The sequence below is a fragment of the Botrimarina sp. genome, assembly GCF_040219535.1.
Lineage (GTDB): Bacteria > Planctomycetota > Planctomycetia > Pirellulales > Lacipirellulaceae > Botrimarina.
Window position 1 is genome coordinate 35,303 of the sequence record NZ_JAVJSH010000026.1, and the last position, 13,643, is coordinate 48,945.

Below are 13,643 nucleotides of genomic sequence, written 5' to 3' on the forward strand. Positions count from 1 at the left end.
AGCGAGTCACTGAGCATGCCCGTACCCTCCTCGCCTTGTTCCTTAGCGGCTTCGCTCCGACGGCCTGCTGCGGGGCTCCGACGCCCGCGCCGAACGTCATCGTGATCTTCTGCGACGACCTGGGGTTCGGCGAACTGCCCGTCTATCGGGCGCTCTACGAGGACAGTGACGCCGTCGAAACGGCAATCGGTTCGTTCACGCCGAACCTGGACGAGCTGGCACGCCGCGGGGTCGTCTGCACCCGCGCTTACGGGAACAACACGTGCGCCCCGGCACGGATGTCGCTCCTGACCGGCAAGTGGCAAACCCGGAAGGCCCAGCTCGGCGAGCACCGTCTGATCGGTTACCAAATGCGGAGTCGGGGGATGCGAACGGCCCACTTCGGGAAGTACCACCACGAGGTCGAGAAGACGATCACGATCCCCTATCGTCCCGACCATCTCGAGTTCGATGAATTCTTTGGCCTCGAAGCGATGACCAACTACTTCCGTCGGGCGGGCGAAGTCATCGCCGAGAGAAAGAACTCGCCGATCACTTACCGCGTCGGAGAACGCACGATCGACTACAAGTTCCCGGCGGAGGGCGCCTACCTCACCGACACACTGACCGACCTGTCGGTCGACTTCATCAGTCGGTGCGTACAGGACGAGAAGCCTCTTCTCTTGTACCTGCCCTTCAACGCCCCGCACACGCCGATCCAGGCGAAACGGGATGACCTTCGGACCCTCTTTCCCGAACTCGAGGGAGAGGGCGACGTGCGGCAGCGCATCATGGCCATGATGCACGCGGTCGATCGCGGGATCGGCCGGCTGATCCAGACCCTGAAGGAGCGCCGACAGCTCGACAACACGCTGATCCTCTTCACGGGCGACAACAACGGCGAACACGACCTCTCTCTGAACCATCCGCTGCACGGCTACAAGCACGAACCCTTCGACGGCGGGATCCGCGTCCCGTTCGTCGTCTGGTCGAAGACGCTCGAGAACTCAAGCTCGAAGCCCGAGTACTACGACGGCCTCGTCTCCCTCTGCGACATCCTTCCAACCGCCCTAAGGTACGTTGATCCGTCGGCCGATCTCGCCGCGCTCCAGAGTGACGGAACCGATATCATGCCCCAACTCGCCGGGCAGAAGCCGCCGCTGGAGGGGCGCCTCTATCTCAACCTCCGCACCCTCAATCATCGTTCCAACACCTGGGACGGGGGGAGAGACACCGAGGGAGAGACAATCGGGTCGTGCACGGCACTCATCGCCGACGAATGGAAGCTGATCCGGCTGACCCAAGACCGTCGGCAGAAGCACGACTTTTCCTACGCGCTGCATCACCTGCCGGACATGGTGGGTAAACCGCTTCCTCAAAACTCGTTGGTGGAGGACTACTACAGCGGCACGTCCGACAATCAGACACAGAAAAATCGGTTGATCCGGCAGCTGGAAGAACTCACGGACGGTGAGCGAGTCAGTTACTGAAGACTCCCGCACGTTATTCCACAGCATTCTCGAAGCGGATGTAGCGCCAACGGAACGGCTCGAGATAGACTACGCGCCAGCACGTAAGATGGGTCACGGAGGCGTGCTTCAAGAACATGCGTCCGCAGATTGGGGCGATGGAAGGAATCTGTCGTCTGCTGCTGCGGCGGCGTTCACGAGCCATCAGAGGGTTGGCTGCGGGTCGGCTGGTACGGATACCAATTCGGCGCGTCGCCTCCACCGCTCGGGGTCGAAGTGGCCTTGTCGAACTATCCCTGAGATCGCCGCGTAGATCGCTTTCGGACGGAGTCCTCACTCATCAGCCGACGGAGCGAACGATGCCAGCCGCCGCGAGCGAGCCGAAGAAGTTCGCCTACCGAGTCAAGAGCTGGTCGAAGTACAACGAATCGCTGTTGTGCCGGGGTGATATCACGCTCTGGTTCTCCGACGAGGTGATCGACGCCTGGGAGCACGACAATGCCGAGGAGCGTGCTGGTCACCCGTTCGTCTACAGCGTCCTGGCGATCGAGACGCTGCTGCTCGTCCGGGAGTTGTTCCGCTTGTCCTACCGTCAGACCGAAGGCTTCGGCCGGGCGTTGGCGAAGCTGATGAACGCCGACGTGCCGATCCCCGACTACACCAGCCTGCAGAAGCGGGCGGCCAAGCTGGGCGTCTCGATCGACATCGAGGACCTCAACGGCCCGGTCGAGGTGGTCGCTGATTCGACGGGCCTGAAGGTCTTCGGCGACGGTGAGTGGAAGGCCAAGAAGCACGGCGCCGGCAAGCGTCGCACGTGGCGGAAGCTGCACCTAGCGGTCGATCCTTCGACCCACCTGATCTTGGCCGAGTCGCTCACCGACAGCGGCGCGACCGACGCCTCCCAAGTCGAGCCGCTGCTCGAAAAGGTTGAGCAACCCGTCGAGACGTTCTACGGCGACGGGGCGTACGACGGCTGGGCCGTGCGGGACTACCTGAAGGGCGAGTCGATCCACCAGATCATCCCGCCGCGGCAGAACGCCGTGATCAAGCAGCACGGTAACTCTAGCAAGGAGCCACTCGAGCGGGACGAGTGCGTGCGGCAGATCCGCCGCGACGGCAAGAAGAGTTGGAAGCAATCGATCGGCCACCACCGCCGCAGCCTCGCCGAGACCGCAATGAGTCGGATGAAGACCAACTTCGGCGACCGACTGAAGAACCGAACGCTCCCCAACCAAGCGACCGAGGTCGCCCTACGCTGCAAGCTCCTCAATCACTTCGTACTCCTCGGCATGCCCCTCTTCGTGTGGGGTTAGGCGACAAGGCCCCACCTCGCTGGTTACTTCGCCGACGCCGGGGATCGATCGGAGCAGTTCGCGGTAGCGACCTTCCTGGTCAGCGCCTTGCTTGGCAAACAATCGCAGCTGCTCGTTCGCTTCCTTCAGCCTCTCCTGCAGGAACGCCAAGTGCTCGGTTAGTTGCTCAACCCGGAACCGGTCGGCCGGCGACAGCTCCGCCTGCTGCAGGAACTCCCGGCCGAGCCTGGTGAACAGGTCGGGTCGGTCGGCGTTGTAGTCCCACAGCACGCGGCGGATCTTCGACTTGGTCGCCGTGATCCGTTGCTGCACGTGCTGCCGGTGACGCACCAACACCCGGTGGTCGCGTACGCGCGGCGTGGGGCGGTGCGCCTCGGGGATCATCCCGAGCGCGAGGAACTCGGCCAGCACGCAACGGACTCCTTCTGATGGGAATAGGGTCGCTGAACAACCCTCGTTTACCACCAAACCAATGGACCGCCTACGCGGCGCGGCCTCCTCTCATAGGTTCGCCCAGCTGCCATCATGCCTCAGTGGCCGAGGTTGTGTCGCACCCGAATCTGCTCGGCGTCGAAGCCCCTGTCCGCATGGTACAGGCCTGCAACGCGCGTGACGTCGTTGCCGAGCAGCGAGACCCGCTCTGTATTGGCGTCCACCTCCACGAACACGGTCGCGCTCGGCCCTGGCAAGCAAGACACGACCGCGATCGCCGAAGCTTCCTCGAACCGAAGGGCGGGCATGCGTTGGTTAGGCTGTGCGTGCCGAGTGGAGAGGTCGCGCACCGACACGTTGTGCACGTCGCGGCCCCAGACGATCTGACGCTCGTGGTCTGCGCACTCACTGCGGTCGGAGTAGCGAAGCCCGCTGAGGTCAAGGCCGTCGACGTGGGCGAACACGAAGCTCGCCGCCTCCGTCGAAAAATCGTTCGAGGCCTTGTCTTGAAGCGACCGCGTTCCGCGCGGCTTTCGGTTGTCTGCCATCGGGTTGCGGTGGTGCAGCGTGAACTCGATGTTGGTCAGACGAAGGTCTTGGAGCCGGCTCTCGGGTTGGCCCAGGAACAGGCAGGCCCCCTCGAGCGAATCGATCGTGATGTCGCTAAAGACCACCCCTCGCACTCCGCCGACCTTTGAATCGGCGTCGCGCTTCTCGACGTCGACAAAGATGGGGTACGTTTCCCGTCTGTTGAGCCGGCTTGGGTCCCTCGCGCGGGTCGTTTCGACGTGGATACCCTGGAAGCGAATATTCTCGAAGGCGCCCCCATCCTTCGCGAACATCGCGATGCCGTACTGCGTGTCGCGGATCACGATGTTGCTGAACGCGGCGTTGCGGATGTCGCTGTCCGAGCGGGTTCCGAGTTTGATCGCCGAGTCGTCGGACCGGAGCACGCAGTTGGTCACAACGAGGTTCTCCAGCGGACGGGGGCCGCGGGTCTTCGGGCAGATTGCGTCGTCGCCCGTGTCGATATAGCAGTTGGAGATGAGCACGTTGCTCGAAGAGACCGGGTCGATGCCGTCGGTGTTGGGCGAATTCCGCTCGTTGAGGATCGTGACGCCATCGATCCAAGCGCGGTTACACTCGCGGACATCGACGCACCAGTTAGGCGAATTGGTGATCGTTACGTCGCGTAACTTGATATCCTCGCTCCGGAACAGCAGGACGAGACGATCCGGTCTGGTGTACGGCCGCTTCTTTCCACGCCAAAACGCATCGCCGTGCCCGTTGATGGTCCCTTGGCCGAGGATGCCGACGTTCTTTGCACCGGCCGACCCGACGAGCGCCGTGATGCCGCTCGCACCGATCTCCGCGTAGTCTTTAATGTCGGTGCTCCCGTAGAGAGTCGCGCCCGTGGAAAGCTCGAGGAAGGTGTTGTCTCTCAACAGGAGCGTACCGATCCGGTAGTCGCCCGGCGGGACGAACACCGTTCCACCGCCGGCCGCGCTGCATCGGTCGATGAGCGATTGAAGCTCGCTAGTGACATCGACGCCCTCGCCGGCGGAGCCGAGCCGCTCGGGCGCAACGTAGCGACCGTTTTGAGCGGGGAGGTCGGACGCGACAAGCAAGAGTCCTAGGAGCGCGGCAGAGCGGAGCAAGAAGCAAGGCATGAGGTGTTGCTGTACCGGGGTGCTGTCGTGCAAGTGATTCAAGGGGCGGGGCGGCGAGGAGCCCGACGTCTGATACGGCGTCCGAAGCGACCCGTGCGCGTCTAGGCCGCACTCACACCGGCGCCGCAACCGGCCGGAAAGGCGTGCCCGCAGCCGGGCGTCCAGGCTACTGACGGGAGGCGAGAGTAGCGATTGCTGGCGTCGCCGCGATGCCGTACATGCTCCAGCCCGCGTCCTTGTTAGCGGGCTTATCGACCCCGCCGAGTCGGACCTCGCCGGCCCGGTCGATTACGCGTGCCCAGACGGAGAACGTGTCGTCGATGCTCATCCCGCCACCCGTTGCCAGGGATGCGTCGCCGCTGTAGCGCCCGTATGCCTCGTCGAGGCCCAGGTCGATCCCCGTGTCCTGAAAGTTCGCCACCAGCCAATCGGGGGTCGACATGTTGTTGTTGAAGAAGATGTACAGAGTGCAAGGCCCCGCCATCTCGAGCGTCAGCTCGAAGTCGGTCGCGAACTTGTCGTCGTTAAAGGGCATCACGTAGTCGGCGCCCCGCAGCGGCGCCGGCAGTCCGTGGCTGTCCAGGCCGTTCCACTCGTGGTTGCGATCCACGTAGGCTCGCGAATCATCGAACAGCCCGCCATGGACTACGCGGTAGAACTTCTTGCTCGCCGCAGAACGCAGGTTGTCACGGACCGCAGAGAAGAGCACGGGCCTGAGATCGTGCGTGTTGCGATTGAACCCGTGCGTCGGGAAGTCGTCGCTCGCGATCGAGATCAGCCGACGCCGTTCGCCGGCGGCGTCGATCTGCACTGCCTCCCCCACTCGCAGCCGTTCGGGCTGGCGCCCGGAGCCCTCGGAGGCGGAGCGACCTTCTTGCCTCCGGTCGGACCGAAGATCGACCTCGCCCTGGAAAACGGCCACTTTGGTCCCGCCGGACGAGTCGATCTCGACTCCGAACTCCGTTCCGAGGTCGATGACATCCGTTGCGGGCGTTTCAAGCGTGAAGCCCCGCCCTCGCTCGCTCACTCGGGCGGAGAACGTCCCCAGCTTGCCGACCACGCGCATGCCAGACTCGATAGCCGCGTCGGCGCGGCCGGTGATCACCAGCTCCACGCCTGTGTCGAAGAGGATCTCGACCTGTCCGCTGTCGATACGAATGTCTTCCCCCGGCAGCAGACGCGACAGGTCCGGAAGCGGCTCCTCACCAGTCCGCCACACCACCTGCGAGGTGCGAACCAGCGTCGCGATGCTCGCCGCGTCGGTGTGGGCCACTTCGGCCCCGGCGGACGTCTTGACCTCGGGCTCCTGTGAATCCCAGATCCACGCGGCCGTGGCGAGGATCGCCGCGGACGTGGCTAACCCGGCTGCGTAGAACCGCTTTGCCGACGAAGGCCGCAGTCCGTTCCCAGCTTGTCGCGCACGGGGGCTGGTTGGCGGAAGGAGTTGAGACGCTTCAGACCCCGCAGAGCGCAGGGCATGCGTCTCGTGCATGTAAGCCGTGTAGCAACGCTCCGCATCGTCGCCGCCATCGGCGAGGAACGCGGACAGTCGATCAGCGGCGCTTGCCGAGCAACTCTGCAAAACGTCGGTGACAAGGCGGTGCACCTCGTCGTACAGAGCGTCATCGTTGTGCTTGGGCGTTGTCACCGAGCACCCCCCTCGGTAAGACGCTGCTCAATGCACTGGCGGAGTCCGTGCCGCAAGCGCTGAACGGTCTTGTACATGGAGTCAGCCGAAGTGCCCAAATCGGTGGCGATGTCCTTGATTTTCTCCCCCTTCGCGTAGACCCTTCGCAGCAGCTCGCGGCTGCGTCCGCTGAGCTCGTCGAGGCAGTCACGCAAAGCGGTTTCCTGCTCGTCCGCATGGGTTTCTTGCTGGATCATTGACTCGCTTAGCCGCATTACGAGCTCGTCGTTGAAAATGAGTGGACGACGCTGCGACCGCTTCCTCCAGGTCAAAACCTCGAAGTACGCGACTCGCAAGGCCCAGGCACGGAAGTCGGTCCCTGGCTCAAAGCGGTCGCGCTCTTCCCACAGTCGCACATGGGTCTCCTGCAGCAACTCGTCAGCGTCACTTCGGTTCGGCACAAGTGTGAAGATGTAGGCCCCGATGCGGTGCTGGTTCGCCGCCATCAGGCGAACAAACTCCCGGTCGCTTTCTTCCAAGTTCGCCAAAGCTGTTCCTTGCTGCGCGGGACGAAGCTGCGGACGGCGCGCCATTCGCCCAACTAGGAAAGGGCCCTTGTCGAACGAACTGGACGGCCCTCAGCCGAGAATAATTGTGCGAATTTCTTGTCCAGAGCGCTGCCAACTGGCCCTTTCCTCTCCAGCCCGCGACGGTCTCTCACGCGTCGGGCGCGTGTCAAGGCGTGTCGGGCTGCTCTTCTCTGCCTTCTCAGCTAGCTCCTCATCCTCCCAAAAAAGGCCTCTAACATGGGCTATGGCGTACGGCGGTTCGCGTTCGTGCTCGCGACAGCGGCTGCTCTGACGGGCCTGCGTGCAGACGCCGCGCAGATGTTCCTTGAGGAAGCGGGCGCCCCGCTCACTTGGCCCACGGACGGGGAGGTCTTCACCAGCCTCGATTCGACGGTGTTCGACCGGGACGAACGGGCCGGCAGCGCTCCGTCCACGCTCGCCCAGACGTTCCAGGTTGATAGCGAATTCGATCTCAGTAGCCTCTTCATCGTCTACCGCAACAAGCTGGCGGCGGGCTCCTCCATGGGGCTGCAGATCTTCTCGGTGCCCGACGTCAACGCGTCTTCGCTCCCAGCAGCCCCGTCAGCCGGAGACTTGCTCTTCGACGGCGCCTTCGACGCACTCAGCTCGAACAACGAGCGGGTTGTGGCTCAGGTGGTGTTGGATTCCGCGCTAACGCTTGGGGCGACCTCAGGAACGGCAGGCTACGCGTTGAGGTTCACGGACCTTGACCCCGATTCGAGCGTCGAAGGCGTCGGCAGCGAGTTCCGCTGGTACCGCAACGCAGGCCCGACGGACCCCATCAACGACGTTTACGCGTTCGGTCGGGCGTACGAGAACTCCGCGGAGAAAGTGGGAGGGGTCCGCGACTACGGCCTCGTGCTTTCGAGTGTCGGCGCGCCGCAGCCGCCGATCGACGCGTTCTCGGTTCAGTCCGGGCCATTCGAGTCGGGCACGACCTGGGACACGGGCCAGCCGCCTGCGGCGGGGTTCGTCTACAACGTCGATGACACGCACACCGTAACGGTCAACAGCACGTCGTTCGACGGCGTCGGCGTCGTGATCAAGGACGGCGGAACGCTCGACCTAGCGACTAGCTTCGCCGATCTGAAGTCGGTGGAGTTGCAGGCCGGCGGCTCGTTAGTGGCGTCGATGAGTGGCGATATTGGCGTAGGCGACATCAACGCGGACCAGCTCATGCAGCTCAACCTGGGTGACGACATCGCGCTGTCGCCCGCCGCCGGCCGCGACGTCTTCTTGGACGTCGTCATAACCGGCGACGGCGACATCGACGTCCAGAGCAATGGCGCCGGCTCAGAGCTTTTTCTCGCCGCGGCGGGTGACCACAACGGAACCGTCCGCTTCAACGGTAGCGGCGACGATGTCGTGATTGTCGAGGAACAGGGCTTCAACGTGCTCGAAATGAACTCGACAGGAGCGAATCGGGTCTTCTTCGACCCGCGCGAACGGACCACGAGCGAAGCGATCGTGTTCAATCAACCCGGCGAGATTGTGCACGCGGCAGCCGGCGAACGCGTGCAGGCGGTAGATCGCCTCGTGGCCAACGCTAGCGTCTCGGTCGATCTGTCCACATCGCCGACCGGCAGCAACCCCCTACGATGGCGGAACCGGGACAGTCTGTCCGGTTCGGGGGATATCGCTGTGGTGGGTACGGCTCTCGCACCGAACGAAGGAGTCGGCGAAAACGAGTTCGAGGTGGGCCAATCGGACGAGCCCTCGGAGCTGCCGGTCAACAGCTTCTCCGGAACGCTCTCCGGCTCGCAGCATGTCGACCTCGAGATCCACAACAGCCTGCCGAATGCGAGGCTCGTGGCCAATGCCGACGCGACCATCGAGGCCGGTCACCGTGCCGTGGAGGCAGCGTTCAGCATCTCGATCGGAGAGATCGAAGTCGGCGGTGGCGGCAGGCTGATCGTCGGCTTCGCCGAAAACGGCTCGCACTTCGCACACGCCTTGCGGCTGACTGGGATCGGGAATCGCGATGGTGATCTCACGATGGCGCCCGGTTCCACACTCGTCATGCAGATCAACGGCACCGGGGACGGAGAGTTCGATTCGATCGTCGCCCAAGGGGATGTGTCGCTGGCTGGGCAACTCGACCTGCTGGTAAATCCGACCGCATCGTCCGGAGAGAACCCGGTCTACGCGCCCACGCTTGGTGATGTGTTCGACCTTGTCTCCATCGCACCTGGCGCCACCGAGGGCGACTATTCGGGCGACGGTGTCGTCGACCACGCCGACTACGCGATCTGGGCTGCCGCATTCGGATCCACCGACGACCTCGCGGCCGACGGGAACGGCGACGGCATCGTCGACTCGGCTGACTATACCGTCTGGCGTGACAACGAAGGTGATCAGGGCTCGATCACCGGCGCCCTGTCCGGATCGCTGTCGCTGAACGTCGTCGATCCGAGCAACGTCATGTCGAACGCTGGGCTGGCATTCCAGCTCAGCACGACGGCGACCGCGTTGCGTGTCGAAGTCGTCTCCGCATCGGCGACTGCTGTCCCCGAACCGTCGGCTCTTGCGGCGGGTGGGCTCGGCTTGGCGATGCTCACGGCGGCGGCTGGGCCTCTTGGACGGCGTACGTGAATCGAGTTGCTCGAGTGCATTAAAGATAGGAGTCGATGGATGAAGGCGCTTCCCCCGCCACGCATGCGTCCGGCGTTTACTCTCGTGGAGCTGCTGGTGGTCATCGCGATCATTGGCATCCTCGTTTCGTTGCTGCTTCCCGCCGTCCAAGCGGCACGCGAGGCGGCGCGACGGACGCAGTGCCAAAACAACGTTAAGCAGATCGCGTTGGCCTGCCAAAACTACGCCTCAGCAACGGGACGCTTCCCCGACGCCTCGCATCGCCTAGGCGGTGAGTACACAACGCCCGGCACCTGGGGGTACCTGGTCCATCTGCTGCCGTACGTCGAGCTGCAGCCGCTTTACGACGCGCTCGATCGCGAGGTCGATTGGACTAACCAACCGACCAACCTGCTGCTCGAGACTACCGTCACACAGTTTCAGTGTCCCAGCTACGAATCGATCCAGAAGGTCAACATCGCTCCCCCGGGAAGCGCCGAGTTCTCGGAGCTGGCAGTCGTCCCTCACTACATGGGAGTCATGGGCGCCAACACCGAGTTCCAGGCGGGTTTCCCCGACTTCTGCACACCAAGCCAGCGGGACCTTAGCCCATACACGATGGAACTGCGAGAGTCGACTTCTAGCCGTCGTGCTCCCGAGTGTCACGGCGGTGGTACGTCGGGTCGCGTCGCAAACAACGGCGTGATTGTTCGGGACCTCGAAGTGGCCTTTCGCAAGATCACTGACGGCTCATCCAAAACGTTTGCGGTTGGCGAGCAAGCGCACGGTGACCCGGAGGCTCAGAACGTCCGTGGCTGGTGGGTGGGGCTCTCTGGCGGCACGCTCTACACCACGCGCAACGTTGCTTACCCGATCAACAGCGGCGTGCGTCCGGGACCGTACGCTAAGAACGACACCGGCTTCGGCTCGCAGCATCCCGGGGGCACGCATTTCGGCTTGGCCGATGGATCGGTGCAGTTTCTGACCGAGAGCACCGACATCGGCATACTCTTTGCTCTTGCAAGCCGCGACGCCGGCGAGGTGATTGATGGCAGTGACTTATGACCGGGGGGTGTGGTTGTGCGGCGGGTTCCTTAGCATGATCGCTGCATGCTTAGCTGGCGGTTGTGGCCGGCCGGCTTACCAGCTCGAGACCGCGCCGGTGTCGGGGAGAGTCATGCTGAACGGCGAGCCGGTCACGAGCGGCTACATCTACACGTCTCCCCGGAAGGGACGACTCGCAACGGGTAGTATCGAGCCAGACGGCTCGTTTCAACTCGGCACCTACAGCAAGACCGACGGCGCCATCGTCGGCAGACACGCCGTCATGCTCGCTCCGATCCCCAGCGATGAAGGCCCGACCCCGGAAGGGGCCGTCGTCCCACCCGCAAAGTACGCGTCTGCGTCGTCATCGGGGTTAACGATCGACGTTCCACCCGAAGGCTTGACTGATCACCTCTTCGAGTTGGAAGGAAGCCTTGAAGAAGCGACCGCGACAAGCGTCCACCCCGGGCCGATCGAGTGACTCGGCTCGCGTCATACTGAGACAAGCCAGCATAGACATAACACAAACGTAGGCTACAGGCACAACAGTCGGATTTTCTCCTCTCCTCATTTGATGGACACCTTGCTCATGACTTTCACCAGCACCCACCTGTCTCTTGCGGCGAGTCTCTCACTGACCCTGCTTGTCGGTGACGCGTCCGGCCAGGCAAAGATCTTCGACTGGAGCGGGGCCTCTTCCTCCGATTGGTCGACGGCGGCCAACTGGACCGTTGTCGAAGACCCGATCGGGACGCCCGTGGGCGCACCCGCCAGCGCGGCCCCCGACGCCGACACCGATGTTGGGATCGCTACGGTGGCCGGCTTCCCAGTCTTTTCCTCGGGCGCCCAACAGGCCTACATCGTTAAGGTTGGGGGCTCGGCGGGCCCCGGCCGACTCGACGTTACCGGCGGTTCGCTGGAAACCGAGAACGACCTTGACATCGGCTTCGACGACACCGGCACCCTGAACATCAACGACTCCAATGGCCCGGTCTCGATCATCATCGGAGACGACCTGAACGTGGATCGCGATGCCCCGGCGTACAACAGTACAGTCGTCATCTCGGGGGACGTCTCAATCGAAGTCAACGACCAAGTCGAACTTGGCGCCCAGGGGCCGCAGATCTCGGACTTCCTGTTCGACTTTCAAAGCGGGACGCTTCGCGCGGGCGACAACATCCGCGTCCGAGGTGGAGCGGCCGCCCAGATGCGTGTTTCCGGAGGGCTGGTCGAGGCGGCGGACGAGCTCGACGTCGATTCGCTGCTCGCGATCAGCGGTGACGGCATCGTGCGGGCCCTTCGTCTCACGAGTGTTAGCTCCTTCGCCGGGGTCGTCACGATCGATAACCAAGGGCTTCTTCAAATCGCAACCAACAACGATACGCCGCTGACTCAGATCCAGGATTACATCGATAGTGGTGTGTTCTCAACCAGCGGTCCGGGCTTGGTGGTCAGCACTGTGAGCGTCTCGGACTTCTTCGGATCCGATCGCGACTTCTACCAGGTGAGCGTCGTTCCCGAGCCCGGTACGGGACTCATGCTGCTCACGATGGTCTCCGCCGGATTCTACGCACGACAGCGAGCGGCACGGTGACCGAGCAACACGACAACGGGGGGAGGCGACGCGGCCCGAGGGGTGGTGCGTCCTTCCCCCCGCCGTTCAGAGTGCGCGGGGTGGCGATGGTCGGACTCCTGATCGCTTCACCCCTGAACGGTTTGGTGGTTCGCGCCGAAGAGCCGGAAAGGTGGGAACGCCTTTTCGTATCTGCCCCGAACGACTCGTGGATCGAGGCGGGGGATGCCCGACTAGACGCTGACGATCCGCGCAATCTAATCGGGACGAACGGGGAGGGTGTGCTCATCAGCACGAAGACCGGCGCCAGAGCCGACCGCAACCTAGTCTCCGAACATCTCTTTGACGACGTCGAGCTGCGACTCGAATTTCTGCTGGCGAAGGGCTCGAACGCGGGCGTCAAGCTTCAGGGGCTGTATGAAGTGCAGCTGTTCGATTCGCACGGTTTTTCTGAGCCCGATGCAACTCACGCAGGTGGAATCTACCCGCGGGCCGTACGGGAGCCTCATTATTACCATATCGACGCCGGGACCCGGCCCCTCGCCAACGCCGCTAGACCGGCGGGCGAGTGGCAGTCGCTCGAGATTCGCTTTCGCGCTCCGCGGTTCGACGACACGGGCAAGAAAACAAGTCCGGCAGTGTTCGAGGAGGTGCGGCTGAACGGCGAGGTTGTCCAGCGGATGACGAGCGTCGATGCCCCGACCGGCGCGTACTGGCGCCGAGCGGAACGCCCCACTGGTCCGATCTATCTACAGGGCGACCACGGCCCAGTCGCGTATCGCAACGTACGCGTGCGACCGCTGGCGCCAAATTAGTAGCGGGTGACCTGCCAGAGCCATCGAGCTCGCCGCGGCCTCCACCTTGATCGACTCGCGGGCGCACCGATTCGTGTAGGGTGCCGAAGGCGCCTCAGTCTCAGCGAGTTCGGCTGCTCGCCGAACTGCACACTTGGCCCGCCGGCGGACTAGTCTGGAGTCATCTGCGCAGCCAGCGTGGGCTGCCGATCTTACCACCGAGTGACAGGAGGTCCTGCAGGAAGCCGAGCGAGGCTAGCGGCGGGCGGAGCCAGGGACGGAGTCAGGCGCCGACGGCCTGGAGCCGTCAGCATGTCGATCAGCTTGGAGAAAGTCGCCGTCAAGTACCTCAACGCCAAGACCCTCTCGTCGGGCACCTGCAAGGAGTACCAAGGCACCGTCGCCAAGTGGCTCGCCTGGGGCCGAGGCCCCACCGACTAAGAAGCTGTCCCGGAATAGCGCCAGATGACAAGAGCCGCTACGGTTCCCCCTTTGGATTGGCGTCCACGCAAGGAGGAACCGCAGCATGCTCAAGGAATCGAGTTATGGCAGTGACCTGTCGGATCGGCAATGGCGGCTGG

General features: G+C 63.6%; 12 protein-coding genes. 8 read left to right on the forward strand and 4 right to left on the reverse strand.

Features of this window, described 5'->3' with window-relative positions:
- The first annotated feature begins 101 nt into the window (after positions 1-101).
- Positions 102-1,469 (forward strand): sulfatase family protein, encoded by a 1,368-nt coding sequence (locus RIC11_RS15805; RefSeq protein WP_350213005.1) that lies wholly within the window; start codon positions 102-104, stop codon positions 1,467-1,469.
- A gap of 338 nt (positions 1,470-1,807) precedes the next feature.
- Positions 1,808-2,761, forward strand: coding sequence for an IS5 family transposase (locus RIC11_RS15810; protein WP_350213007.1), 954 nt, complete (start codon positions 1,808-1,810; stop codon positions 2,759-2,761).
- Here RIC11_RS15810 and RIC11_RS15815 read toward each other — a convergent pair.
- The 4 genes from RIC11_RS15815 to RIC11_RS15830 all read right to left on the reverse strand — a co-directional run bounded on the left by RIC11_RS15815 (position 2,699) and on the right by RIC11_RS15830 (position 7,038).
- Positions 2,699-3,172 (reverse strand): hypothetical protein, encoded by a 474-nt coding sequence (locus RIC11_RS15815; protein ID WP_350213009.1) that lies wholly within the window; start codon positions 3,170-3,172, stop codon positions 2,699-2,701. The genes RIC11_RS15810 and RIC11_RS15815 overlap by 63 nt on opposite strands.
- A 119-nt stretch (positions 3,173-3,291) precedes the next feature.
- Positions 3,292-4,863, reverse strand: coding sequence for a glycoside hydrolase family 28 protein (locus RIC11_RS15820; protein ID WP_350213011.1), 1,572 nt, complete (start codon positions 4,861-4,863; stop codon positions 3,292-3,294).
- A 166-nt stretch (positions 4,864-5,029) separates the two neighbouring features.
- Complete coding sequence (locus tag RIC11_RS15825) at positions 5,030-6,511, reverse strand: FecR family protein (protein ID WP_350213013.1); 1,482 nt, start codon at positions 6,509-6,511, stop codon at positions 5,030-5,032.
- Positions 6,508-7,038 carry a sigma-70 family RNA polymerase sigma factor gene (locus tag RIC11_RS15830; protein ID WP_350213015.1) on the reverse strand — a complete coding sequence of 177 codons (531 nt, stop codon included), beginning with the start codon at positions 7,036-7,038 and terminating at the stop codon, positions 6,508-6,510. The genes RIC11_RS15825 and RIC11_RS15830 overlap by 4 nt, the downstream gene beginning before the upstream one ends.
- Before the next feature lie 258 nt (positions 7,039-7,296).
- Between RIC11_RS15830 and RIC11_RS15835 the strand changes: the two genes are divergently transcribed.
- From RIC11_RS15835 to RIC11_RS15860, 6 genes are all read left to right on the forward strand, one after another.
- Positions 7,297-9,672, forward strand: coding sequence for a hypothetical protein (locus RIC11_RS15835; protein ID WP_350213017.1), 2,376 nt, complete (start codon positions 7,297-7,299; stop codon positions 9,670-9,672).
- Between the two features lie 39 nt (positions 9,673-9,711).
- Positions 9,712-10,716 carry a DUF1559 family PulG-like putative transporter gene (locus tag RIC11_RS15840; RefSeq protein ID WP_350213019.1) on the forward strand — a complete coding sequence of 335 codons (1,005 nt, stop codon included), beginning with the start codon at positions 9,712-9,714 and terminating at the stop codon, positions 10,714-10,716.
- 112 nt (positions 10,717-10,828) lie between these two features.
- Positions 10,829-11,176, forward strand: a complete 348-nt coding sequence (locus RIC11_RS15845; RefSeq protein ID WP_350213021.1) for a hypothetical protein — start codon at positions 10,829-10,831, stop codon at positions 11,174-11,176.
- 93 nt (positions 11,177-11,269) lie between these two features.
- Complete coding sequence (locus RIC11_RS15850; RefSeq protein ID WP_350213023.1) at positions 11,270-12,289, forward strand: PEP-CTERM sorting domain-containing protein; 1,020 nt, start codon at positions 11,270-11,272, stop codon at positions 12,287-12,289.
- Between the two features lie 86 nt (positions 12,290-12,375).
- Positions 12,376-13,083 (forward strand): 3-keto-disaccharide hydrolase, encoded by a 708-nt coding sequence (locus RIC11_RS15855; protein ID WP_350213029.1) that lies wholly within the window; start codon positions 12,376-12,378, stop codon positions 13,081-13,083.
- 291 nt (positions 13,084-13,374) lie between these two features.
- Positions 13,375-13,503 (forward strand): hypothetical protein, encoded by a 129-nt coding sequence (locus RIC11_RS15860; protein ID WP_350213025.1) that lies wholly within the window; start codon positions 13,375-13,377, stop codon positions 13,501-13,503.
- The last annotated feature ends 140 nt before the right edge of the window (positions 13,504-13,643 follow it).

Coding starts and splice junctions, on each gene's coding strand:
- RIC11_RS15810 (WP_350213007.1), top strand. CDS start 1,808: ATGCCAGCCGCCGCGAGCGAGCCGAAGAAGTTCGCCTACCGAGTCAAG.
- RIC11_RS15820 (WP_350213011.1), bottom strand. CDS start 4,863: ATGCCTTGCTTCTTGCTCCGCTCTGCCGCGCTCCTAGGACTCTTGCTT.
- RIC11_RS15835 (WP_350213017.1), top strand. CDS start 7,297: ATGGGCTATGGCGTACGGCGGTTCGCGTTCGTGCTCGCGACAGCGGCT.
- RIC11_RS15840 (WP_350213019.1), top strand. CDS start 9,712: ATGAAGGCGCTTCCCCCGCCACGCATGCGTCCGGCGTTTACTCTCGTG.
- RIC11_RS15845 (WP_350213021.1), top strand. CDS start 10,829: ATGCTGAACGGCGAGCCGGTCACGAGCGGCTACATCTACACGTCTCCC.
- RIC11_RS15850 (WP_350213023.1), top strand. CDS start 11,270: ATGGACACCTTGCTCATGACTTTCACCAGCACCCACCTGTCTCTTGCG.
- RIC11_RS15855 (WP_350213029.1), top strand. CDS start 12,376: ATGGTCGGACTCCTGATCGCTTCACCCCTGAACGGTTTGGTGGTTCGC.
- RIC11_RS15860 (WP_350213025.1), top strand. CDS start 13,375: ATGTCGATCAGCTTGGAGAAAGTCGCCGTCAAGTACCTCAACGCCAAG.